The following is a 23,586-nucleotide window of genomic DNA, read 5'->3' on the forward strand; positions in this document are numbered from 1 at the left end:
CCGGGGCTACGCCGGCGGCACGGCCTCAAGCGGCGCCACGGCCTCAAGCGGCGCCAGGGGCCGAGGCTGCTGGGCGGCCTCGGCCTGCGCCTCGGCGGCGGTGTGGGCGGAGGCGAAGGTGAAGGCGCGCGGGGAGGGGCCGTGCTGCTGAAGGTCGGCCAGTCGCTCCAGGGCCTCGCCGACGGTGGGGAGATGACCGGCGGGGACCCACCAGAGGACCAGGTGCGCCTCGACGTGCCGGTGGAACCAGTCGCGGCGCCGGCGGACGACCTCCAGGTGCCCGCTGCGGTAGGTGAAGTCCCACAGGGCCTCCTGGCTCTCCCACACGGACAGGTTGACGATGACGTCCTCGCCCGCCGGGCGCAGGCCGGTGGCGTCGCCCTCCCCCTCCTCCGTGAGCCGCCACACGAAGCCGGGCGCGGCGTCGGCGGCGGCGTTGACCGGTCCGAGCAGCTCGACGAAGGGTGCGGTGCGGGGGTCGTCCAGGGGGTGCCGGAGGGTGGCGACGTTGAGCTGGGCGAGGTGGGCGGCAGGCCCGGATGAGGTCATGGCCTCATTCCAGCACGGCCGACTTTTCTATGTCAATCATCGTTGTTTTTAGAAGCTTCGACGACCACGCAGCACTCGCCCGGCCGGGCGTCCATCCGCGCGCGGACGGGACCGTCCATGCCCAGCAGCCCCTCCAGCAGCGCGAGGTTCATGCCGCAGACGAGCGGCGGGAAGCGTTCGGCGACGGCGTGGAAGGGGCAGTTGCGCATGCGGACGACGCCCGCGGCCGCCGCCCCGGCCGCCCCCTCGGCGTGCCCGGCGCCTTCCAGGTGCGGTTCGTAGCCGCGGGCGGCCAGCACCTCCATGGCCTCGTCGAGACCCCCGCAGGGCGCGGCCGCACCGCGCAGCGCCTCGCCCCGGCGGCGCGCCGCCGCGCAGAGCCCCGCGTCCAGGCCGGCCTCCTCGGCGGCCTCGGCGAGCAGTTCGGCGGCGGTCCGGTAGTCACGGGCGGGCAGCGACACCGAGTGTTCGCCCGCCGCCCGCGTGTAGACCTTGGCCGGACGGCCCGCCCCCGGCCCCGAGCGGCCCGACAGCCGGCGGCTGCCGCTCGCCAGCAGCCCGGCCTCGGTCAGCCGGTCCAGGTGGTGCGCGGCAAGAGTGCGCGCCACCCCGGCCGCCTCGGCGGCCTCGTTGCGGCCGACCTCGCGGCCCTGCGCCACCACGTACTCGTACAGGCGTCGCCGCACCGGGTCCTGCAACGCCGCGATCGCATCGATATCCCTCACCCGGCCATTCTAGGAACAATGCAGGTTGGAGATAGAAGGGGCGGATGGCCTTTCCGGATGGCCTTCCCGGGGCCCGTCGGGCGGGCAGTTGCGGGGCCGTGGCGGGGCCGGGGCCGGGGCCGAGGGGCCGCGGTGGCCGGCGTCCCGGGGGCGTGGCCGGCCCCGGGCGGTGGCCGGTTCCGTCCATGGCCCGAAGTGTCCGGTTCGTCGCGCTGGTCCGCACAACCGGCGGCTTGGGACAGTTGAGGGCATGTATCTCGTCCACGCCCGTCTGCGCGCGCCCGCCGGGGCGGAACTGCATGCCTCGGCCGGCAGCCTGCTGCGGGCCTTCGCCATGCCCGCCGACGGGCTCGAACACGTCGCGGTGCACCCCCGCGCCGAGCCCGATCCCGTCCTCGGCCTCTATCTGCTCAGCCCGAGCCTGGAGGAGGCGGAGGCCTGTGCGGCGCGGCTGTGCCGGCGCGCCTTCGACACCCTGCCCCGGCTGGCCGGCTGGCAACTGCTCTCCGCCCGGGCCCCGATGGTGACCCCGTTCTACGAGCACCTGCTCGGCCTCCCCGGCGGCGGTGGCCCGATCCGTCCAGGGCCCGATCCGTCCACCTGACAGCCCTTCCAACCCTCCTGAGCTGCGACCAAGCTGGTACTCGCCAGCAGGGAACACCGGCCGGCAGGCAGAACGGACGACGCGCCACCGCGGGACGCGAAAGCCGTGACAGCCCCTCACCCGAGCCCTCCTCAGGAAGGAACACCGTCATGCTCCGCACCCGTATCGCCCAGGCCGCCGCGGTCGCCACCCTCGCCCTCACCGCCGTCCTCACGGCCCCGGCCCTCGCCGCCGCCGGCCAGGCGGACCCGTCCGCCACCACGGCACCGCTGCCCACCGCCGGCGCCACCGAGGACAGCATGGGCTGGCAGTAGCCCGCACCGGGCTCCCCGGCCCGAGGCGCCGGGGCCGCATGTCCCGCCCTGCACCGCACTGCACTGCACCGCACTGCACCGTCCCGTACCGCCCCGCGCCGCCCCCTTGCCCCGGGCCGCCCGCGCCGCGCTCACCGCGCTCGCCGCCCGCGCCATGTCCACTGCTGCACCGCTTCACCGCGTGCCGCGCCGTGCTCCGGACGGTCCCGCCCGTTCACCCGCTGTGCCTGCAGGGCAGCCGGTGTCCCGGTCGCGGCCCTCGTCCCGTCGGGCGCCGGTACACCGCCTTCCTGCTCATCGCGCCCGGCCGGCTCACCCCGTGGCCCCAGCACGAGCACACACCTGTCCAGCCCATGCCCGTCCGACCCACAGACCTTCAGGAGTATCTCCGTGTTGACGCGTCGTTTCACCCGTCTCGCCCTGTCCGCCGCCCTGGTCACCGCCGCGGGGGCCGGCCTCCTCAGCACCGGCAGCGCCCACGCGGTGGGCATCTCGACGGTCGGCGGGCAGATCACCCGCTCCGAGGTCCTCGCCCGTGCCCAGTCCTGGGTCGACGAAGGCGTCTGGTACAGCCAGCAGGGAACCTACAGCGACAGCAACGGCTCCTACCGCCCCGACTGCTCCGGCTACGTCTCCATGTCCTGGCACCTCGGCCAGAGCCGCACCACCTGGACGCTGCCCGGTGTCTCCGCCCAGCTGGGGAGCTTCGACGACCTCAAGCCCGGCGACGCGCTCGACCGCTACAACCCCGCCACCGCCCAGTACGACACCCACGTCATCCTCTTCGCCGGCTGGGTGGACGGCGCGCACACCTCGGCGAACATCTACACCGAGTCCCAGTCGGGCACCCAGGCGTCGCGGAAGACCTACAGCCGCAGCTACCTCAACTCCCAGAACTACGTCGGCTTCCGGTACAACAACATCGTCGACGCCTCCCCGACCTCCTACCCGGACCCGGCCTCGCTGCCGACCGGCACCCTGGTGAAGGCCTCCGGCGATCCGACGGTCAAGCTGATGATCAGCGGTGCGGGTCTGGCGGTGTCCGGCTCCGACGTCACCCCGGACGGGTACGACATGAGCAAGGTCGTGACGGTGGACGACGCCAAGTTCTGGGCCCTGCCCAGCTCGTTGCCGGCCGGAACGGTGGTGCACGACCAGGGCGGCGGTGCGAACCGCTACGTGATCGTCGGGGGAGCGGCGCTGCCGATCACCGGCGCGGAGTGGACGGCGGACGGCTACAGCATCCGCCCCGACATGGGCGTGCCGACCTCCTGGCTGAACGCCGCGACGGCCGCCTCGTTGCCGGCCGGAACGGTGGTGCACGACCAGGGCGGCGGTGCGAACCGCTACGTGATCGTCGGGGGAGCGGCGCTGCCGATCACCGGCGCGGAGTGGACGGCGGACGGCTACAGCATCCGCCCCGACATGGGCGTCCCCGGCGCCTGGCTGGCCTCCGCCCAGCAGACGGTCCTGCCGACCGGCACGCTGGTCACCGGCCAGTCGGGCGGCGACCCGAGCATCTACGTGATGGTCAACAACTCCGCGCTGCCGATCACCGGCAGCGAGTGGACCGCGGACGGCTACGCCGGCCAGGCCCTGATGGGTGTCCCGGAGACCTGGCTGGGCGCCGCCGTCGCCAAGCCCCTGGCCGACCGCACGGTCGTCAAGGACGTCTCCGGCGCCAACGCCACCGTCCACGTCATGGCCGGCGGCAAGGCCGTCGCGCTCAGCGGCGCCGACTACACCGCCCTGCACTACGACGCCGCCCCCCTCGTCGCGGCGCCCGGCACCTGGCTCGCCGCCGCGGCCGCCAGGCCCGCCCCCGCCGACGGCACCCTCCTGGTCTCCCCGGACAGCGCCACCGTCTGGCTCGTCACCGGTCACGGTGGCAAGAAGGCCCTGACCGCCGCCGACTTCGGCCCCGGCAAGTACGACCTCGCGAAGGTCGTCACCGTTCCCGCCGCCCTGACCGCGAGCCTGCCGACCGTCACCTCCTGACCCTGACTGCTCCTGATCCTGACCGCTCCTGATCCCGCCGGCGGCGCGAGCCGGCCCGGCCCTCCTCGAAGGGGGGCCCGGGCCGGCTCGCCCGGCGTTCACCCCGCGGGAGCGCGCCGCACCGCCCGGGCGGCCGCACCGGGCCGCGCGAACGGCCGCGCGAACGGGCCGCGCGAACCGCGGCGCCGCGTCCGGCTACTGCGCAGCGGAGCCGGAGCCCGGGGCGGGCCGGCCGGGCCGGGCGGCCTCCTCGGTGACGGCCTCCTCGGTGGCGGGCCCCTCGGTGACGGGCTCCAGCATGGCGGCCAGCAGTTCGGCGAGCCGGTCGTTGTCGACGCCCGCCAGCGCCCGGGTCCCCACGACGGCGCGCAACAGCCAGGTCCCGGCCGTCAGGGCGAGCCCGAGCTGGGCGCGGAGCTCCGCCTCGGAGCCGCCGATCAGCCCGGCGAGGCGGGCGCCCACGTGGGCCTCGATGCCCTGCCGGACGATGTCCGCCGCCTCGGGGTCGGACGCGGACCGCAGGGTGAGCAGAAACGGGTCGAGGTGTTCGGTGCCGTGTGCCGTGTTCTCGGCGAGTGCCCGCGCCATGGTGCGCGTCAGGCCGTGGCGTTCGGTGCCGACCACGGTCGGCGGCCCGAAGGAGCGGTCCACCGCCTCGGCGAACAGGCCCTGCTTGGAACCGAAGTAACGGTTGATCATCATCGCCGACACGCCCGCCCGCTCGGCGATCTGCCGGACACCGGCTCCGGCGTACCCGTACTCGGTGAACTCCACGACGGCTGCGGCGAGGATCGCTTCACGCGTCGCTGCGGCATCGCGCCGACGGGCTGGTTGTGCGGCACTCATGGGACCGAGCATACGGCCCGGCCCCCACGGTCGCGGACGAGCGCCCGGCAGCCGCGCGGCATCCGCAACGGCCCGGCGGCCTCTCCCGGCCACACTCCGCCCGCAGGCCCGGCACGCCCCCACGTCCGGCCCGCCAGCCCGCCCGGCACGCCTGGCGGCGCGCCGCTGCCGGAGGCCGGGCCGGGCAGGCCGGAGGCAGCTATGTATACAGGTGTAGACTTGCTGTTGCAGCGGCCGTTCCACCGGACCACCAGGGTTCGGGGGCCGGTCCTGGAAGGGAAGCAGCAGATGAACCTCGACCTCCTCGGCAAGCGCGCGCTGGTGACCGGTTCGAGCGCCGGACTCGGCGAGGCCACCGCCAGGCTGCTGGCGGCGGAAGGGGCGGCCGTGGTGATCCACGGGCGCGACAAGGACCGGGTGGAAGCGGTCGCGGCATCGATCCGTGCGACCGGCGGGACGGCCGACACCGCGCTCGGCGACCTGGCCACCGACGAGGGCGCCGCCGAGACCGCCCGGGCGGCGACCGCGGGCGGCCCCGTGGACATCCTCGTCAACAACGCCGGCTTCTACCGTCACCTGTCGTGGGCGGAGGCGACACCGGCGGAGTGGAACGACACCTACAACGTCAACGTCGTCTCGGGGGTGCGGATGATCCAGCACCTCGTCCCCGCGATGCGCGAACGCGGTTGGGGCCGGGTCGTCACCATCGGCGGCGGCCTGGCCTCCCAGCCGATGAACACCCACCCCCAGTACAACGCCACCCTCGCGGCCCGCCACAACCTCGCGGTGTCGCTGGCCCGCGACCTCAAGGGCACGGGCGTCACGTCGAACGTCGTCTCGCCCGGCGCGATCCTCGTCGAAGCCACCAAGGAACTCGTCACCCAGATCGGCCCCGCCCGTGGCTGGGGCCGGACCTGGGACGAGATCCGGCCCAACGCGGTCGAGGCCCTCATCCCCAACGACCAGGGACGGTTCGGCGAGCCCGACGAGATCGCGGCCGCGGTGGCGTACCTGTGCAGCACCTACGCCCAGTACATCAGCGGAGCGACGATCCGCGTGGACGGCGGGCTCATCCGCTCCGCCTTCTGAACCGGCCCCGGTTCCGCTCCCGCTCCCGTCCCCGTCCCCGTCCCCGGCCCCGACGCGGCGCCGGGCCGCGTCCCGGCATTCGGCTACGCTGCGCCCGAGGGTGTACGGGAACGAACGCGGGGGAGTGCGCACATGACGGAGATCGTCGTACCCGGGCCGGAACCTGACTGGCAGCCGGCCATCAGCCTGCCCTACGGCTCGGGCCGGAACCCGGCCCTGCAGTGCGGCCTCTGGGTGGCGGCAGCCGGCTCCTTCCGGATGATCGCCGGGCTCAGGCCGCCGCTGCAGGCCCTCGCGGCCCGGCTGCGCCTGAGCGTGGAGCGCAGCTGGGAGGATCTCGGCGAGGTGGACGCCGCCGTGTTCACGATCGACCGGCGGCACTTCGCGCTCAGCCTCATGACCTACGGGCAGAGCGAGACGTGGGTGTGGCTGCACCGGTCCCACGAGGACGCCGACGGCGCGCTCGACGTCCTGCTGCGGGCCCTCGGGCTGGGCCAGGACGCCGTGGTGTTCACCGGCGGCCCGGACGACGGCTTCCACTACCGCGACACCGGCCTGCCCGGCTGAGGCGCGCCCTTTGCCCGGCCGGCTGCTGCGGCAACGCACGGCACGGCGCACCTGGACGGGGCGGCCGGCTGCCACGGCCGGCGGGCGGGCCGTCCGCACGCTGCCGCAGGTGCCGTCCGGACGGCCGTCACGGTGACGCCGACCCGAACGGCGTGCCCTGACGGCGCGTGCTCTGACAGCGCGTGCCCTGACGGCGCCTGTCCTGACGGCGCGTGCCCGGACCGGCTAGGTACGCGGCCCGCCGCCGGCTCCGGCGGGCCGCCGTGGCACCGGCCCCTCCGGCCAGAGCGTCCCGAAGCTCGGGTCCTCGTGGTCGCCTCGGTGGCCGCGGGGCCGGGCGCACAGCAGGCGGGTGCCGTCCCCCCGGCCGGCCGCCGGGCACAGGTCCGCGCCCCGGTGGCGGACCCGCAGTTCGGGGCGGCCGCCGGCCTCGGTGATGTCGTCGCAGTGCCAGTCGATGACGGCGAGCGCGGCGATGGCGGCCGTGACGTCCCCGGAGTTCCAGAGCACGACGGTGCCGCCGACGCCGGCCGCCGGGCTGACGGTGTACTCGCGCACCCCCACCCGGCCGTGCCCGGCAGCGCCCGTGCCGGGCAGCGCGCGATCGAGGTACTCGGCAAGGTGCTCACCGGGGCTCATGAAGACCCACCCGCTGCGCAGCCGGGTGCCGGCGCGGGTACGGGCGTAGGGGTGGAGATGCCAGGGAGCAACCGGACGGCGTGGACGCCCTGTCCGGGCATCGATCACGACGACCGGGCCGGTGGGCGGGACATCCTGTACCTGGATCACGGCCGGCAGCGCACCGTCCCGGGTCCTGGCCTCCCGGTACGCCTGGCCACGCTCGATGTGGTGTCGGGTGCTGCGGCTGAAGATCTGATCCCGTCCCGGTACGGGCGGCAGGCCCTGTCCGGCCGTCCCGGCGGACATGCTAGAGCCCCGGCGCGGGAGCGGCGAACGAATTCCCCACCGGCGGGCCCCGCCCGCCCGTCCGCCGCCGGCACCTGACGCACGGGCATCGCACACCGGCGCCCGGGCCGGTCCGCTCTCCATTTGCGCTGCGCGTTCGGCCCGTCCGCGCGGGTGGATGCCGCCCTCGCGGCCGGCGGATGCTGCCCCCCGGGGCCGGCGGCTGCTGCCCGAAAGGGCAGGGGCCGGCCGCGGCCGGGCGGGCGTACGGCCGGTTCCTCCCCGTCCGACGGCGGGTCAGAGCCAGCCGCGTTGGGCCGCTTTGATGCCTGCTTCGAAACGGCTGGTGGCGTTGAGGCGCTCCAGGATGGAGGCCATGTGGCGGCGGACGGTGCGGGGCGAGAGCCCGAGCCGTTGGCTCGCGGTTTCGTCGGTGAGGCCGGTGGCGAGCAGGCGCAGGAGTTCGCGCTCGGTGTCGGTGAGGCCGGTCTTCGGGTCCTCGGTGCGGGTGGCGCCGAGGGGGACGGCGGTCGACCAGGCCTGTTCGAAGAGGTCGATGAGGGCGGCGAGGACACCGGGTTCGGTGATGTGCAGGGCGCCCTTGCGGCTGTCGGCGGGGTCGATGGGGACCAGTGCCTGGGTGCGGTCGACGATGACCAGGCGCTGGGGCAGGACCGGGGCGGTGCGCACTTCGCTGCCGTTGGCCAGCAGCCAGTGGGCGAAGGCGGTGGTGTGGGGGTCGTTGCGGGTGGAGTCCTGGTAGAGGCCCTTCATGGTGACGCCGCGGGCCAGGGCGGGTGCGTCGGCGGCGCGGGCGGCAGCGAGGTCCTCGGGGCGGTGGCCCGCGCCGGGGTGGACGCCGAGGACCTCCCGCACGGCGGAGCGTCCCATCTCTTCGAGGCGGGCGTGGATGGCGTCCATGCCCAACAGGCGGGTGCCGGGGGCGCGGTCGGCGGCGGTGCGTTCGGCGACCATGTGGACGACGGCGGCGCGCGAGGTGGCGAGCTGGGCCTGGCGGGCGGCGAGGTCGGCCTCCTGGCGGGCGAGGATGTCGGCCAGGCCGATCTCGGGGTCGACGGCGCGCATCCGTCCGGGATGCTCGCTGGAGGCCCGTACCAGCAGGAGCCCGGCGAGTTCGTCGAGGCCGTCGTGGACCTGGACGGGTGTCAGGCGGCAGAGGGCGGCGATCTCCTCGACCCCCGCCGCGGGGTGGTCGAGCATGCTCCGGTAGACGGCCGCCGCCGCGGCGCTCAGCCCGAGTGTTTCCAGCATCTCAGCGTGTCCCGCCAGTAGTGGCGCGGCCCCCTGGCGACACCTGGTGCGCCCGATGATGGCACCTGCACATCCGCGCTTCAAGATCGATCTCCGGGGGTGGATCGCGGCCTGCGCCGCCGGCCGGGCATCGCCGAGGGGCCCCGCGGGCCGGCGCGGACAGGGCCGGCCGGGCAGGCGCCGCGGGCGGGCGGACATGGTCGGCACCCTCATTTCTGACGCGCTCATGTCACCGCGTCCTAAAGCGGCAGGACCGCTTCAGGACGCCCCGGACACCTGTCGGCAGGGCCGCCCCCGCCGCCAAGCTGGGGTCACAGCCGAACGGGAACACCCCAGGCGGCGGCAACCGGCCGACGTGTCAATCAACCGACACCGCACCGGACATGAACCCCTTCGTCATCAAGGAGAACCAGCATGATCCGCACCCGCCTCGTCCAGGCCGCCGCGATCGCCGCCCTCGCCCTCGCCCTGCTCCCCGCCGCCACCGCGGCCGCCGAGAGCGTCCCGGCCCCGGCGCCCGCCACCGTCCCGTCCGCCGGTGCCACCGTCACGCCCAGCGTCCTGCAGTGGGGCTGAGCCGGTTGGACATCGTCTACCTCTCCCTGACCCGCCGGCCCGGCACCCCGGCGCATCCCGCCGAGGCCGCTGACGTCGTCGACATCCTGTGGGCCCACGCCCGCCCCGGCGACGACCTGGAGCACGTCAGCGCGAACGCCGGACCCGGCCGCCTCGACCTCCTCCTCTACCTCCGGACCCGCGAGACCGCCCCGGGCCCCCGGAACCACCTCCACCGGGCCGGCCGGCTCCTGGCCCGTTGCCACCAGGCCTCGGCCCTGATGCGCGAGCGCTATCTGCCGGCCGGTCCGCCCGCAGCCCGGCCGGACGCCGCAGCGTCCTGACGGTCCGGCCCCGGCGACCGCTGTTCCTGCAGGACAGCCGTCCCGCCGACCCACCGTCACCTCCCGCGGGCACCACCACGGGTCCCGCCACCGTCGGCACCACCCACCGCCTGCCCCGTCCGGCGTCGCAGCCTGCCGGTCCGGTGCACGCCCGTCCGGTGCACGCCCGGCGCCTCCCGGGCCGGCCGTCCCCGCACGACATCCGCCACCACCGGCCGCACCGCGCCGCCGGCACGGGGCCGCCCGTCGCCGTCCGCAACCGGCGCGACCCGCCTTCCGCCGCTCACCGTTCCCAGGAGAAACCGCCATGACCGCAAGGGCCGCAGTATCCGCCTCGCTCGCCGCAGCCGTCCTCGCCTCCGCGCTGGCGTTCGCCCCCACGGCCTCCGCCTCGCTCGACGACGGCAACCACCAGGCCTGCAACGCGGCCAACATCATCAGCCCCAGCAACAACCCCTACGACAGCCACACCGGGCCCGACGCCTGGGCGGCCTGGGTGGGCTGCATCCTCGCGGCCAAGGACGACCACGAACGCACGGCCAGGGCACGAGGGCAGTTCGTCCAGGACCTCGTCGCGCTGCTCAACACCCTGAGCAACGGCTACGCCAACATCATGGTGTTCGACGTCGCCGGGGACAACGCGTTCGGCGACCCGTGGTTCACCCACCCCTACGCCGCGAACCTGCAGGGCGTCATCGGCCAGGCCGACGTGACGTACCACGACGTGACCTCACGCGAGGACCAGACCTACCGCGTCTGGGCCTTCACCGGCGGGGGCACCTTCACCAACCCCGGCGACGGCGGCTGGGTCAACTGGGGATTCTCGGGCTACTACACCCGCAACGGCGGCACCGTCACCTTCAACCCCGCCCCCGCCCCCGTCCCGGCCGTGTCCGGGAACACCTCGGGCGCCCCGCTCACCCCGGGCGCCCCCGGCACCATGGGCGCCGTCACCGACCTCGGCGGACTGCTCACCGGAGCCACCCCCGCCGTCGGGGGGACGACCGGCCCCGAGGGAACCCTCACCCCGCTGCTGCCTCCCGTCAGCGCCGGCGGCGACAACGTCACCCGCGTCGCCGCCACCGGTGTGACCGCCGGCGTCACCTCCCTCACCGGGGGCGCGAAGTTCCTGCGGACCGCCCACGGCCTGGGCGCCCTGTCCCTGAAGTCCGCGGCCGGCTCACCGGTCTCCGCCGGCACCCTCGCCCCGGGCGGCTCGACCTGGCTGCTCAAGCCGGTCGCCGGCGGCCGCTACGAGATCACCAACGGCTTCGGCCTCGACCTCACCGAGAACACCAAGAGCTACACCGCCGAACTCCAGCCCTGGAAGAACACCGCCAACCAGAAGTGGCAGGTGCTTCCCCTGAACAACGGCACCCACCAGATCCGCATCAGCGACCAGGACTGCCTCACCTACGACGAGGACTTCAAGACCCTGGGAGTGTGGACGTGCGACAACTCCGCCGCCCAGCAGTGGACCATCGCCGACCTGTAGCAACCCGCAACCCGCAACCCGCACCGCCGTCCCCGCACCTGCCGCTCGCCCCGCCGGGCGGTTCGGCGGGGCGGACGCGGTTGGGCGGCGGGCCCGCCGACAGCAACGGAGTTGACGCCGGGGTGACGCGTCGGCCCCCGGCGTGAGAGCCTCCCGGCATGTCCGAGCCGCGGGAGGACACCGGCCGCCCGGTCAGGCTGCTGGGCTTCTGGGGCACGCCCGAGAACCGGACGCTGCCGGACCCCGCCGGTCTTGTCGATGCCGCGTGGGAGGAGTCGGAACGGCACTGGGTCTCGGACTACCTGGACCACGGCCAGGTCGCCGGCTTCTCGATGGGCGTATCGAGGTGCCGGCTCTGTGCGTGCGTCAACGGTTCCCGCGACCTCACCGACGGCTACTACCTCTGGCCGGAAGGACTCGGCCACTACGTCCTCGACCACGGCGTCAGGCTGCCGGCCGAGTTCGTCGAGCACATCGGGCACAGACTGCAGGCTCTCGAAGACCTTGCCAGGGACAGCTCGTGGTGGCCCCGGAACGCCGCCAGGACGTAGGACGCCCGGTCGGCGGCTCCTTCGCGAAGGGGGGCGGCCGCCCGCGGCCGCTCCCGGTGCCTGTCGGTGCCGGCCGGCATGATCCCGTCATGGACCTGAGACCGGAGCTGCTGCCCCCGCCGGTGAGCCGGGAACGGCTGGATGAGGTGTGCCGCGAGATCGAGCGGATCGCTGACCTGGTGGCTGCGCGCGCCGAGGGCGCGGATGCGGCGATCATGGCCTTCAACGCGACGACCGGACACGGCTACGGATTCCCCGACTTCGCCGAGTACGACGGCAGCCGGAGCCTGGAGGACTTCGCGAGGGAGGCCGCCCGCCCGGCTCGCCCCCGGGTGCCGGACGTCACCCGGGACGAGCTTGCCGAAGTCGTCCGCAGAGTGCTGGCGGCCTCCCTGGAGAGCGACTACTACCTGCGCCTCCTCGAAGCCAACGTGCCGCATCCCCGGGTCTGCGCCCTGCTGTTCGATCCGCCGGCCGGGCTTCGGGACGCTTCCGCGGAGCAGATCCTCCACGAGGCCCTGGAGTACCGACCGATCGCGCTCTGAACGTCCGGACGTCAGCCGTACTCAGCCCTCCCGGCTGTTCGTCAGCCGGCCGCTGCCGGCCGTTCGTCGCGCCGCTCGCGCCGGGCCTCGCGCCGCACCGGGCCGCCCGCCTGCCCTCCCGCCCACCGGCGAGCGTCCCTCCGGCCGCGCGTGGGAGCCGAAGGTCCGTCCCGGGGGTCCCCTTCCCGCGACCACCCGATCCCCACCGCCGGGCGGCACCTTCGAGGAGGCCGGGCCACTCACGGGCCCGGCTGCCTCCATGCGCCTCACGGGCCCCCGCGGCCGGCAAATCCTTCTCAACACGCCGGGCTGTGAGAATGGCCCGATGAGTGGGGTGGACGAGGTCCTGGAACGGGCCGGCGCGGACGAGGTCCTGGCACGGGAGTGGCTGCGTGGGCTGGCGTGCAATCCGGCATTGCCGGGGGCGGTGCTGCGGCGGCTGCTGGAGTTCGAGGAGCTGCCGGCGCACCCGCTGTGGCTCACCTGGCGAGAGCTCGACGCTGAGGCGACCGCCGCCGCCGTGTCGTCCCCCCGGATGCGGTACCGGCTGGACGTCGTGCAGAATCCGACCGCGGACGCCGATGCGCTGGCGCCGCTCGCGCACGACGTGGAGCCGCGGGTCCGGTTCGCGTACGCGGCCCTGCTCACCGACTTCGGACGCCGGGTCCCGGCAGGCGTGCCGGAGGTGCTGGCCGGGGACGCGCACCCGGGGGTCAGGCGCCTGGTCACCGGCTGTCCGGAGCTGCCTCCCGCCGTGCAGCGCCGGCTCGTCGAGGACGAGGACCCGGGGGTACGGGCCGGAATGCTGAGCCCGGAGCTGTGGGAACGGCTCGCGGCGCCGGTACGCGAGCGGCTGCTCGACGATCCCTCCCCGCAGGTGGCCGAGCGGATCGCCGAGCTGTTGCGCGTCGAGGAGGAGCCGGAGGCGCTGACGGCCCGGGCGCGGGTGGCGCACACCGACCCCTATGTCCGGCGGGACGCTGCCGGCGACCCGCAGGTGCCGCTCGCGCTCGCCCTGCGGCTGGCCGACGATCCCGAGGAGGAGGTCCGGCTCGCCCTGTCGATGCGGGAGGACCTGACCGAGGCGCAGCGCGCGGCGGTCCCGTACACGTTGCCGGACGTGCCCCGGGCGCCGCACTGGATCCGGGAGCGGGCGAGGGAGCCGGAGGCGGCACGGCGGATCGCGGCGTCGGCCCACGCCGGACTGCGGCGGGTGCTCGCCATGCAGCCGCACCTGCCGGAGGACGTGGTGGCACGGCTGGCCGCGGACGAGGACCCGTGGGTGCGGCGGATCCTCTGCGACCACTGCCAGGACGCGCCGCACGAGCTGCTGGTGGAGCTGTACGCCACGGCGCAGGACCGGAACTGGTCCGCGCTGCGGCGCCACCACAACTTCGCCCGGCCCGGCCTGGCCCGCTTCGCCGACCACCCCGATCCACGACTGCGGCACGCCGCGCTCGACGACCCCGAAGCGGGCCCGGAACTTCCCCTGCGGCTGGCCGACGACCCCGAGGTGGGAGTCTGGGCGGTACGTGACCCGAGGCTCCCCGCCGGGGAGCTGCTGCGACGGCTCGCCCTTCCGGGCAGCGCGTTCGCCGCCGCGGCCAACCCGGCCCTGCCGCCGGCAGTGATGCACCGGCTGGTCGATGCCGCACAGGGCCGGTAGCCGTTCAACGACGCGCGCCGGAGCCCTATCTCCTGCACGACGCCGCCGGCCACCGGTTGCCGGGCCGCGCCGCCCCCCCGGGGGCCCGGCTGATTCAAAGTCCTGATGATCTTTCATCTGCACCAGGAGGCCGCCGTCCGGCCGCCGCCCGTTAGCCGCCGGCGGGCCCGGTACCACTGGGACACCACGTCGGGCCCCGTCGACCGAGTGCCGGTTCCGTTCGGGGTGTCGGTACGACGTGGTGGAATCAGAGCCATGAACGCTGAGTCGATCGGTCGTCCGGCCGAGTCGGTACGTGATCGGGCGGACCGGTCCCCGGAAGTGGATCCCCTCCTCCCGGCACCGGTGGTGGCCGGCCCGGTACCGGCAGCCGCACGCGAGCGCACTGTCGGCGTGGACGGTGCGACGCCCGGCACGGTGCTCATGCCCGCCGCCACGGCGGCCAGGACGCGCACGGCAGCCTGACCCCGATCCCCTGCGCGCGCTCTGCCCGCCGCGCCGCAACGGACGAAGCCGAGACCTGCTCAGAGCTCACTTCACCTCCTCGCCACGGGGCGCATCGAGCTCTACTCCCGCCGAAACACGCACCCGTGGCGACCCCCCCGCCCCGGCACACCGCACCCTGGAGACGACGATGGCCCGCACGACCCCGCCACGCCGCGTAGATGTGGAGCAGCTCTTCCCCGAACTGGTGCCGCTGCGCCGCGACGCGATACGCCTCCATCCCCGGGCCGGAAGCCCGTCCCCGACCGAGAGCTCGGTCGGCGGGCCGCTGCTGTGGCCCGCCGACGAGCCGTGGCCGCTCTGTCCGGGCACGAGCCACCCCGGGCACTGGGGCGAACCCGCGACGCAGGGGCCGGTGCCCATGGTGCCCGTCGTCCAGATCCACCGCCGGGACGTCCCCCAACTCGACTTCCCTGCCGGGACGGACCTGCTCCAGGTGCTCTGGTGCCCGTTCATCGTCGACCTCTGCCCGGCGCCTACACCCCGGGTGCTCTGGCGCAGTTCCGACGCGGTGGGCCCGGTCCTCGACACCGCGCCGTCGACCGTCGCCACGGCCCCCGGGGACAGCATCCCGGCCCCGTGCGTCCTGCACCCCGAGCCGGTGACCGACTACCCGAGCTGGGACATGCCGGAGGAGGTGAGCGACGCACTGAGGGTCCGGATGGAGGAACTGAAGGCCCGCACCGGCCTGTGGTACAGCTACCACCTGGCCGAAGCCCCGGGGATCAAGCTCGGCGGATACCCGAGCTGGACCCAGGAACCCGGCTGGCCGGACTGCCCGGCCTGCGGGCGGACGATGGACCATCTCCTGACGGTGACCAGCTGGGAGTATGACGGCATGTCGTACCGCACCTGGCTCCCGCTGGAGGACCGCGACAGCGAGACCGGCGAGGAGCGCCGCGACGCCACCGGGAGCCGCGGCGCGCACAGTCCCGCCCAGGTGATGTTCGGGGACGCGGGCGGCGTCTACATCTTCGAGTGCAGGTCGTGCCCGGACCGTCCGGTCGGCCACCACTGGGACTGTTCGTGAGGCAGCGCGACCGCGCCAGACACCGGACCGGTGACCTCAGTGGGGAGTCGCAAGGTCTCCTGGCCTTCCGCCGCCCCGGCCGACTGCGGCCCGCCGCCCTCCCCACTTTCGGCCGGCCGGGCCGCCGGCAGGGCTCCGTGGCACCGGGGCCGGCTGACGGCCACCGGGATTGGAAAAGTTGATGTGGGTCGAATATGCGCGCTCCCTGGACGCCGGTATCGAGGTCCGCGATCCCGTGCTGCCGGGGCAGTTGGCGGAGGCCGAGAGGGCCCTCGGATGCCGAATTCCGGCCAAGCTGGCATCCCTGCTCCTGGAGACCGACGGAATTTCCGGCCGCCACGGCCTGCCGGTGGTGTGGAACCTGAAGGCCATGGTGGAGGAGAACAAAGCACTCCGCGGCACTGTCGAGTTCCGCGATCTCTACATGCCGTTCGAGCCGATCCTCTTCTTCGGAGGAGGCCCGGGGGGCGACCTTTTCGGATTCGTCAGAATTCCCGAGCGGGACCATGAGGTCTTCGTCTGGGAGCATGAGACGGACGGACGATGGCTGGTGTCGTACGGCCTCAAGGACTACCTGCAGAAAAGCTTGGCCGGCCCCGGAGGGGACTGGTTCCGGGGACTTCGATGACACATGGGGAGAAGCCTGTCGGGAGCCGGCCGTCCTGCCGGCCGCGGCCGTCTGCCCGAAAGGTGCCGTCGGGCGCCCCGTCCCCGCGGTTCCGGCCGGGCGGGGCACCGCGATGGCACCGCGATGCCCGGGGCTGCGTCAGGAGGCAGCGGCCCGCCGCCCGCCCGGCGCCCTCCGCGGCCGGGCGGTCCCTCCCCGGCTGGCGCCGGCCGGCGGCCACTCGGAGCGGGCCGCAGTCGCCCCGCCCGTCACGGAAGCGAGGCGGAGTGAATTCGGGCGACAGGGCGGCCGGTTTCCCGGACGATGACAGCCGGTGGCGAGCAGGACGGCGTGGTGGGCGGGATGACGGTGACGGGGATGTCCCTGGAGGCACTGGACGCGGTGGCGTGGGAAGGACTTGAGACGGCGCATCCGCACTACCCGGTGGCGGAGGTTCCGCGGACGCTGCGACGGCTCGCAGTGGCGGGTCCGGGGGCGACGGAGGAGGACTTCGGCCGGCTGTTCGAGTGCCTGACGGCGTGGAACGGTGTGACGTCGTCCGCGGCGGCGGCCGCCCTGCCGTTCGTCGTGGCCCTCGCCGCCGACCCGGCGATGGGCGCGCGGGCCACCCTCGTCGAACTCCTGGTGGCGATGAACGGGTCGGGTGCGACGGACGAGGACCGGGCCGGGGCGCGGTCCCTGCTCGCGGACCCGGACCCGGTGGTGCGGCGGGCGGCGATCCCGCTCGCGGGCAGCGTCGCCCGGCTGCTGGAGCGGTGGCGGGTGGAGACGGATGCGGTTGTCCGGCTGCCGCTGCTGCTGGCCCTCGGCGAGGCCGCAGCCTCGCCGCAGGCCGACCGGGGCGCTGTCGCGGCGGCGCGGGCCGTACTGGCGCAGGTGCTGACCGGGGAGGACCCGGTGCCCTGGGTCGCGGCCGTGTACGCCTCGGCCGGCCTGGACCAGGACCTGGCGGTCCGGCACCTGGACCGGCTGGTGGAGGTGTTCGCCGACCCTGCGGTACGGCCACGGTTCGAGGAGACGTGGTACCAGACGGAATTCGGGCTTTCCTGCAACCGCGAGCACGTGCTCTGGTGGATCTCCCGGCGCCTGGAGTACGACCTGGAGGCGAACCTGTCCTTCGTCGTCCGGCTGACCGGTGCGGCGGGCAGCGGCGGGGACACCCTGTTGCGCCGCGCGGCCCTGGACCTTGCCTGGGACCTCTTCGTTCGACGGCGGGCGGTGGCACCCGTGCTCCTGCCCCTGGCGGGCGCTCTGCTGGACGATCCGGACGGGGCCGTCCGGCTGCGGGCGGCGAACCTCCTCGCTGCGCTCGGCCCGGTGTCGGCCCCGTACGCCGACCGGCTCGCCGGACTGCTCGACGACGACGGGGCCGACGAGTACTTCGACGGAACGGTCGGCGAGATCGCCCGTTGGGCACTGGCCCGGATCGGCGACCCACGCGCCCTGCCGGGACTCGTCCGGCAACTCCGCGCGCAGGAGGAGGAGCAGGGCCGCGGCTACTGCCTCGGTGATCCGAGACGGCCGGACCCCAAGGACGTGCTGATCCCGCTGCGCGCGCACGCGGACGTCCTGCTGCCCGCAATACGGGAGGCGATCCGCGACGGCGGGGCCCGTGGCGGCGCGCCCCACGTATTCCTCGCGGTGCTGGAGGCCTGGGGCGAGGACGCGTTGCCGGCCCTGCCCGATCTCCTTCCGCTGCTTGCCGACACCGGGGCTTCGGTCTCCGTACTCGGGGTGCTGCGGGCGATGGGGCCGGCCGCCGCCTTGGCCGAACCGGCGGTGCGTGCCTGGGAGGTGCTGGACTCCCCGGGCAGCTTTCCGTGGGTGGCCATGACCGCCGCGTGCATCGGAGAGGACCGCGAGGCCGCACTGCGGCTCGTCGGCGACGCGGTCATGACGTCCGAGGCACCCGGATACTGGCCGGTCGGTGCCCTGGCCGGCTTCGGCCTCGCCGCGGCCCCCTACACCGACCGGGTCCGGTCGATCCTGGAAAACAGCACCCAGGGGCGGCGTCTCACCGCCGCGACCACCCTGTGGTCGATCACCGGCCGGAGGCAGCCGACCGTGCAGGTCCTGGAGGAGTTCGTCCTGCCGATCGCCGACGGCGACGACAGCTTCGGATCCTTCCGCGACGCGCTCCAGGGCCTGATCCGGATCGGCTGGATCAGCCCGGCCATCCGGGACGCACTGCTGAGGGTGCGGCAGTCGCAGCACCGCCTGTCCCAGCTCGACGGCTACGAGGCGGTCCTCCAGGACGAGGCGCTGCGCCGGCTGACCGAGCAGGCCCTCGCATGTGCTCAGGCCCCACCCGGCGAGGCACGCTGAACCGGCGTCCGTGCCGCCTCGCCGGACGCCGTGGTGACCCGTCCGTCCGGTGGCGAGCCGCGGTCCCGCCGGGCGGCCGGGGCGTGTCCGTCAGGGGCGGGGCGTCCGGCGGGGCGGGGCAAGGGCGGTGTCGGTGAGGATCCGTTCGACGGTGTCGTCCAGGGTGCTGTGCCGGCTGATGAGGTGTTCGAGGCGGCCGGGCAGGACGTCGTGGGCCCGGTACCAGCCGGCCATCTGCTCGGGGGAGACTTCACCGGCCAGCGGCCGGGTGGCGTGCCGCCGCAGGGTTTCGTCGAAGTCGACGTCCAGGTAGTAGAGGAAGCTGCGCCCGCAGTGGTCGGCCGCCAGCCGGGCCAGCATCGCGCCGTAGCGGTCGGCGGCGAGGATGCCCTCGACGACGACGTGAAAGCCGTGGTCCAGGGCGTGCCGTGCCACCAGGTCGATCAGGGTGATGTTCGCCCCGCCGGCGACATCCCGCTCCCGCAGCACGTCGCGCCGCAGAACGTCCTGGCCGACCACGGCGATGCCCCGGCCGTACGCGGCACGAAGCCCCGCGGCGGTACTGGACTTGCCGGCCCCGCTCGGCCCGCGCACCACGATCAGCACCGTGTCCGGCCGGCCCGTGACGCCGGTACCGCCCACGCCGCCCGGCAGACGCCTCGCGCTGTCGTCCATGACGCACGACGGTACCCGCCGCCAGGTCACGGGCGGGGGAGATCCGCTGCCGTCCGTCCGGTGCCTCGTCCTCCTGCGCAGCCGCCGCGGGGCGGTGGGGCACCTCCGGCACCGATGCGGGATCCCGTCCGGAGCACCGCGATACTTCCGTCATGGACAACACCTCCCACCCGGTGCTCAGGCAGGTGCCCTTCCCGTTCCCCGACGGCCGGTTCCCGCACGATCTCGGCGCGGTGGTCCAGCGCACCGTCGCCGAGGGACACCTGCCGGCGCTCGTCGTCGTCCACGACAGCGACGGCGACTGGCTGGTCGGGGACGGCGTCAACGACCCGAACCTGCCCGATGCCAGCGGCGTGTACTGCCTCGCCTCCCTGGTGCAGGACGACGCCACCCTCGCCGGCACGGCCGCCCTGCAGCCGGGCTTCGCTGCCTACCGGGACGGCCCGGGCCTGCCGTGGACCGTCGAACCGTTCAGCTTCGACGACGAGGACGAACCTGACACCTGAGGCCGGCCGCCCGCACCGTGGTGATACGCATGCCGCTCCGATCGCGAAAGGTGGATCATCATCGCGCGGACCGTGCCTTGCTGAACAGGCTCGCCGTCCACGGTGACGAGGGCTGCCGGAGCTGGCCGGTCGCCCCGCCGCCTTCGGCCGGTCGGGGCCGATGGTGAGGCCGCCTGTCCTCGGCCCGCTCAACGTGCCGGTCGCGCCCGGCACACGCCCGGTGCGGCACGGCACACCTGCCGGCAGGTGCGGCCCGCCCGGCCCTGCCGGGCGCTCGTAACCAATGCCACGAAGCTTAAGTTGATCTTGTTGTGGTGGCAGGGGCGTCAAGCAGGGCGAACCTGAGGATCGGTGGACCTGCATGGCGGGTGCCGGCGTCTGTCGCCCTCTTCACGCGGTAAGAGTTGCGGCGGGCACGTTTGACGACGCGTGGGTGGCTGCGGTGGCGCCGTTCAGGGTTGCAGTTCCGACGGCCCGCGAGTGTTGTGAGGATCTCGACCGTCACGGCGTCCCGCCGCTCAGAGGGGAAAGGCCGCCGTCCCGGTGGCGGTGCGGCGGACGATGTTGACGGCCCCGAGGAAGCTGATCCGGTCGGGGTCGGGGTCGGGGTCGGGGTCGGGGTCGGGGTCGGGGTCGGCGCCGGTGGCGGCCTGGCAGATCAAGGAGCTGATCGCATAGTGGACCAGCAGGTAGGCCCAGATCTCCTGGTGGACCAGGTCCGGGCTCTTGGAACGCAACACCTTCCCCGGCCCACGCAGGACGCTCTTGAGCTGCCCGTTCGCAGTCTCCTCCTCCCATCTTTGCTGGTAGGCACCAGCGAGTTCGCCGGCTGTCAGGGCATCGGGGTCGGTGATGTTGGTGATCAGGCAGACCAGTTCCCGCCCGTCACGGTCGGGGACGTCGTACTCAACGACGCGCACCACATGGGCCGCGGCGGGGTCCGGCTTCGCCCCCGACCTTGCTTCGTCAAACAGTTCCTCGCGTTCGCGGCCGCGAATCGCAGGGTCCACCAGCGCCGACAGATACGTGCCGTCGGGCAGCACCTTCAGGACCGGCAGCAACAGCTCCGTGGGCGCCCGCCAGCACAGCGCGGCCCCGGTCATCGCGGCGGCGCTGAACGCGGCGAAGCTGTAGAACCCGCGATCGGCCAGCAGCAGCCAGTCGCTGGAGATCGAGATCAGCAACGAGGCCGCCATCGCCTTCTCGCTGCGATTCCACGGGCCGACCTCGGCGTCCATGAACGCGTGGGACCCGCATTCGACCACGGCCACCACCCGGGCCTTGGGGAAAGCCGAGCGGGACCGGTCGTTGCCCGCATAGCCGAACTCGGCCGCGTTCTCGGCCGTGTCGGGCAGGTCCAGATCGAATCCGGCGATCGCCGTCAGCCGCCACTGCCGCAACCACGCCCCCCGGGTCTTGGTGACGGCCGTCGGCTCGGCGACCCGGTAGAAGGTCTCACGCAGTACGTCACGGCCCAGCCGCTTGCGCGCCTGCGTGATGCCCGACGACGTCGGTGGCTCCCACGCCGCATCCCAGATCCCGAACCCCGGCAGCGACCCGGTGACCTTCTGCGCGACCTCCTCGGCCTCGTCGTCGGCGAACAGGCACAGCGCCATCGTCAGGTACGCGGTCACATGCGGAGGAAGCTCCCCGCCGCGGCGCCGCTCAACCACCCCGCACACCTCAGCGGCCTCATCGACCTTGAACCGCGGCACCGCAGCGACCAATACCCCCAGCGACACCTGGTCCGGCCGCGCAACCGGCCTACCCGCTCCAACCGCCCCCTGATCCATGCACCAACCGTAGCCGTCCGCCCGAAACGGATTTCAGCGACACAAGCGACCACTGGGCGTTGCCCCCTATGACACCTTGATCAACTTAAGCTTCGCGGCATTGTCCCTTGGACTGTCGGCGGTGTGGGCAAGCGTTCTGGTCACTGCCGGGAGGGGGATCATGAACGTGCGAATGGATTGGTCGGGGACCCGGGAACGCGTTGTTCGCCTTCGACACCGCCGGAATCCGCCCTGATGCCTGATCACCCCAGCGAGCGTCCCTGACAAGTCGGAAGTCCCCCAGGGGCGGTCACCACCGGGCGGGTGTTGTGCGGTGCGCTCCCTCCTGGACTGCTTGGCTTCGTGGTCGCGGGCGGGGGAGCCGCAACCGGTCGGGCCCGGTGGGCGTCCGTATTTCGTGACAACGACGATGATCGCATTGTCAGGGTGCGGCTACTTTCCGTACAACCTTTGCCGGGGGGCATGGTGGCGCAGGGGACGTTCCGGGTACAGGCCGATCAGTTGGACGGCCTGGGGCGGGAACTGGAGGAGGCGGTCGGCAGTATGCGGGGCGCGATGTCGGCGCTTCGGGGGACGCAGCCGCAGGTGGTGGGGCACGAGGCGTTGGAGTTGGCCTGCGACGGGTTCGGGGAGGGCTGGTCCTTCGGGCTGAAGCAGCTCGGTGAGACGTTGAAGGCCCTGGGCGGTGGTCTGCAGGCGACGGCCAAGGGCTATCGGCAGGCGGACGAGGCGGTACGCAAGGTGATGTCCGGGCAGGTGTCCTGATGGGCGGCTTCCCAGGGCTCGGCGTGGCGGTGCCCCGCGGTCGGCCGGGCTTCGAGGGGATCGGCTTCGACCCGGCGCCAGGCGACACCGGAGGCGTCGAGGCGCTGGCGGGCGACCTGCGCCAAGCGGCCAAGGAGATCGACGACGCCCGGAAGATCGTGGCCCGGGTCTCCCACAACGGCGGCGACTGGCAGGGTGGGGCCGCCGACTCGTTCTCCGCCCGCATCAGCAAACTCCCCGCCCAACTCGACACCGCCCACGCGTCGTTCACTACCGCGTACACCGCTCTGCACAGCTGGCGCGACCAGCTCGCCGACCTGCAACACCGCGCCGCCGACGACGAGAAGCAGGCCGGGGCCGCCCGCACCAGGCTCGCCACGGCCAGGAGCAACCCGGACCTGAAACTCGCCGGGCAGTGGCTCCCCGACGACCTGGTCGAGGACGCCACCCTCAGGTTCAAGACCGCCTCGGCCGACCTCCAGGTCGCCACCGGTGAACTCAACCAGATCATCGCCCGCGCCGAGGCCCTGCGGCACCAGCACGACCAACTGGCGATTGAGGCGGCGGTGGCCGTCAAACGCGCCGGCGATCAGGCACCCGACGGACCAGGCTGGTTCGGCCACCTGATGGACGAGGTCCAGAAGGTCGTCACCCTGCACATCCAACTCGCCGAGGACGCCGCTGCCTGGGCCCGGGCACACGCCAACTCGATCGCCGCCGTCGGCGACCTGCTCTCCAACGCCAGTACTCTCACCGGCCTGGCCTCCATCGCTCTGGCAGGTGCGGGCGTGTTCTTCCCACCGCTCGAGATCGGGGCAGCCGCCCTCAACGGGGCCTCCATGGCCCTGTCCGGTGCCGCACTCGGCTTTCATGGTGTCGCCGCCGCAGCCGGGGCGGACGTTCCGCCGCTGTCCTTCGCGGTGGATGTGATGGGAATGGTCCCGGTGGTCGGCGAACTCGGCAAGGCCGCCCCGCTGGCCGTCTCGCTGTACGAACGGCAGGTTCTGGGCACCGGAGTCGGCCTCGGCGCCACCGGCCTCTCCCTCGGCGGATGGTCCCAGGACCCCAGCGGGCTCCAACAGTTCCTCCCCCGCGGACCACGGCAGTGGGGAGAGCTCCTGCTGCCGGGCGGTTTGCTGGGCATAGGCATGGAGAACGCCTGGAAGGACGGCTCCGCGAAGGACGATGCGGCTGTCCAGAACGGGTGACCGGCGCATGAATACGGCCGAGGGCCCGGGCACGAGCAGCCGGCCCGGAGGCCGGCAGGCTGACACTGCGCGCCGCCGACACGCCACCTGCTTCACGCCGACACGCCACCTGCTTCAAACGGGCGG

The 23,586-nt window shown here is 73.7% G+C and carries 24 protein-coding genes; 17 read left to right on the forward strand and 7 right to left on the reverse strand.

Annotated features, from left to right (window positions below):
* Positions 1-6: 6 nt before the first annotated feature.
* Together IE329_RS33150 and IE329_RS33155 are read right to left on the reverse strand one after the other, a co-directional pair.
* Complete coding sequence (locus IE329_RS33150) at positions 7-549, reverse strand: DUF3291 domain-containing protein (protein ID WP_190214740.1); 543 nt, start codon at positions 547-549, stop codon at positions 7-9.
* Positions 550-581: 32 nt separating this feature from the next.
* Positions 582-1,274, reverse strand: coding sequence for a helix-turn-helix transcriptional regulator (locus IE329_RS33155; protein ID WP_190214741.1), 693 nt, complete (start codon positions 1,272-1,274; stop codon positions 582-584).
* A 250-nt stretch (positions 1,275-1,524) separates the two neighbouring features.
* Between IE329_RS33155 and IE329_RS33160 the strand changes: the two genes are divergently transcribed.
* From IE329_RS33160 to IE329_RS33170, 3 genes are all read left to right on the forward strand, one after another.
* Positions 1,525-1,878, forward strand: a complete 354-nt coding sequence (locus IE329_RS33160; protein ID WP_190214742.1) for a hypothetical protein — start codon at positions 1,525-1,527, stop codon at positions 1,876-1,878.
* Positions 1,879-2,027: 149 nt separating this feature from the next.
* Positions 2,028-2,192, forward strand: coding sequence for a hypothetical protein (locus IE329_RS33165; RefSeq protein WP_190214743.1), 165 nt, complete (start codon positions 2,028-2,030; stop codon positions 2,190-2,192).
* A gap of 390 nt (positions 2,193-2,582) precedes the next feature.
* Positions 2,583-4,190, forward strand: coding sequence for a hypothetical protein (locus IE329_RS33170; RefSeq protein WP_190214744.1), 1,608 nt, complete (start codon positions 2,583-2,585; stop codon positions 4,188-4,190).
* A gap of 195 nt (positions 4,191-4,385) precedes the next feature.
* Here IE329_RS33170 and IE329_RS33175 read toward each other — a convergent pair whose 3' ends face one another.
* Positions 4,386-5,036, reverse strand: coding sequence for a TetR/AcrR family transcriptional regulator (locus IE329_RS33175; RefSeq protein ID WP_229927960.1), 651 nt, complete (start codon positions 5,034-5,036; stop codon positions 4,386-4,388).
* A gap of 288 nt (positions 5,037-5,324) precedes the next feature.
* Between IE329_RS33175 and IE329_RS33180 the strand changes: the two genes are divergently transcribed.
* The gene (locus tag IE329_RS33180) at positions 5,325-6,125 is read left to right on the forward strand and encodes an SDR family NAD(P)-dependent oxidoreductase (RefSeq protein ID WP_190214746.1); all 801 of its coding nucleotides are present in this window, start codon (positions 5,325-5,327) and stop codon (positions 6,123-6,125) included.
* Positions 6,126-6,257: 132 nt separating this feature from the next.
* Positions 6,258-6,692 carry a hypothetical protein gene (locus tag IE329_RS33185; protein ID WP_190214747.1) on the forward strand — a complete coding sequence of 145 codons (435 nt, stop codon included), beginning with the start codon at positions 6,258-6,260 and terminating at the stop codon, positions 6,690-6,692.
* A gap of 225 nt (positions 6,693-6,917) precedes the next feature.
* Here IE329_RS33185 and IE329_RS33190 read toward each other — a convergent pair whose 3' ends face one another.
* Both IE329_RS33190 and IE329_RS33195 read right to left on the reverse strand, forming a co-directional pair.
* Positions 6,918-7,331, reverse strand: coding sequence for a hypothetical protein (locus IE329_RS33190; RefSeq protein WP_190214748.1), 414 nt, complete (start codon positions 7,329-7,331; stop codon positions 6,918-6,920).
* Between the two features lie 564 nt (positions 7,332-7,895).
* On the reverse strand, positions 7,896-8,870 hold the full coding sequence (locus tag IE329_RS33195; protein WP_190214749.1) for a helix-turn-helix transcriptional regulator: 975 nt from the start codon (positions 8,868-8,870) through the stop codon (positions 7,896-7,898).
* A 414-nt stretch (positions 8,871-9,284) separates the two neighbouring features.
* Here IE329_RS33195 and IE329_RS33200 point away from each other — a divergent pair, with 414 nt between their 5' ends.
* The 9 genes from IE329_RS33200 (at position 9,285) to IE329_RS33240 (ending at position 18,513) form a co-directional block, all read left to right on the forward strand.
* On the forward strand, positions 9,285-9,446 hold the full coding sequence (locus IE329_RS33200) for a hypothetical protein (RefSeq protein WP_190214750.1): 162 nt from the start codon (positions 9,285-9,287) through the stop codon (positions 9,444-9,446).
* Positions 9,437-9,769 (forward strand): hypothetical protein, encoded by a 333-nt coding sequence (locus IE329_RS33205; RefSeq protein ID WP_190214751.1) that lies wholly within the window; start codon positions 9,437-9,439, stop codon positions 9,767-9,769. Before IE329_RS33200 ends, IE329_RS33205 begins: the two co-directional genes overlap by 10 nt.
* Positions 9,770-10,076: 307 nt before the next feature.
* Positions 10,077-11,264 carry an RICIN domain-containing protein gene (locus tag IE329_RS33210; RefSeq protein ID WP_190214752.1) on the forward strand — a complete coding sequence of 396 codons (1,188 nt, stop codon included), beginning with the start codon at positions 10,077-10,079 and terminating at the stop codon, positions 11,262-11,264.
* 158 nt (positions 11,265-11,422) lie between these two features.
* Entirely contained in the window at positions 11,423-11,815 is a 393-nt protein-coding gene (locus tag IE329_RS33215; protein WP_229927961.1) for a hypothetical protein, read from the forward strand.
* 89 nt (positions 11,816-11,904) lie between these two features.
* On the forward strand, positions 11,905-12,360 hold the full coding sequence (locus IE329_RS33220) for a hypothetical protein (RefSeq protein WP_190214753.1): 456 nt from the start codon (positions 11,905-11,907) through the stop codon (positions 12,358-12,360).
* 325 nt (positions 12,361-12,685) lie between these two features.
* Positions 12,686-14,026 (forward strand): hypothetical protein, encoded by a 1,341-nt coding sequence (locus IE329_RS33225; protein ID WP_190214754.1) that lies wholly within the window; start codon positions 12,686-12,688, stop codon positions 14,024-14,026.
* A 634-nt stretch (positions 14,027-14,660) separates the two neighbouring features.
* Positions 14,661-15,560, forward strand: coding sequence for a YwqG family protein (locus tag IE329_RS33230; RefSeq protein WP_190214755.1), 900 nt, complete (start codon positions 14,661-14,663; stop codon positions 15,558-15,560).
* A 181-nt stretch (positions 15,561-15,741) separates the two neighbouring features.
* On the forward strand, positions 15,742-16,188 hold the full coding sequence (locus IE329_RS33235; protein ID WP_190214756.1) for an SMI1/KNR4 family protein: 447 nt from the start codon (positions 15,742-15,744) through the stop codon (positions 16,186-16,188).
* A gap of 303 nt (positions 16,189-16,491) precedes the next feature.
* Positions 16,492-18,513 (forward strand): hypothetical protein, encoded by a 2,022-nt coding sequence (locus tag IE329_RS33240; protein ID WP_190214757.1) that lies wholly within the window; start codon positions 16,492-16,494, stop codon positions 18,511-18,513.
* A gap of 90 nt (positions 18,514-18,603) precedes the next feature.
* Here IE329_RS33240 and IE329_RS33245 read toward each other — a convergent pair whose 3' ends face one another.
* On the reverse strand, positions 18,604-19,188 hold the full coding sequence (locus IE329_RS33245; RefSeq protein ID WP_229927962.1) for an AAA family ATPase: 585 nt from the start codon (positions 19,186-19,188) through the stop codon (positions 18,604-18,606).
* A gap of 152 nt (positions 19,189-19,340) precedes the next feature.
* On the opposite strand from IE329_RS33245, the gene IE329_RS33250 reads away from it, so the two are divergent.
* A complete protein-coding gene (locus IE329_RS33250; RefSeq protein WP_190214758.1) occupies positions 19,341-19,694 on the forward strand; it encodes a hypothetical protein in 354 nt (117 codons plus the stop codon).
* A 518-nt stretch (positions 19,695-20,212) separates the two neighbouring features.
* Here IE329_RS33250 and IE329_RS33255 read toward each other — a convergent pair.
* On the reverse strand, positions 20,213-21,487 hold the full coding sequence (locus IE329_RS33255) for an IS4 family transposase (protein ID WP_190214759.1): 1,275 nt from the start codon (positions 21,485-21,487) through the stop codon (positions 20,213-20,215).
* A 555-nt stretch (positions 21,488-22,042) separates the two neighbouring features.
* On the opposite strand from IE329_RS33255, the gene IE329_RS33260 reads away from it, so the two are divergent.
* Positions 22,043-22,252: a hypothetical protein gene (locus IE329_RS33260; RefSeq protein ID WP_190214760.1), complete on the forward strand. Its 210-nt coding sequence runs from the start codon at positions 22,043-22,045 to the stop codon at positions 22,250-22,252.
* Positions 22,252-23,460 (forward strand): putative T7SS-secreted protein, encoded by a 1,209-nt coding sequence (locus tag IE329_RS33265; RefSeq protein ID WP_190214761.1) that lies wholly within the window; start codon positions 22,252-22,254, stop codon positions 23,458-23,460. Before IE329_RS33260 ends, IE329_RS33265 begins: the two co-directional genes overlap by 1 nt.
* The last annotated feature ends 126 nt before the right edge of the window (positions 23,461-23,586 follow it).

Source organism: Kitasatospora indigofera (assembly GCF_014655955.1).
GTDB lineage: Bacteria > Actinomycetota > Actinomycetes > Streptomycetales > Streptomycetaceae > Kitasatospora > Kitasatospora indigofera.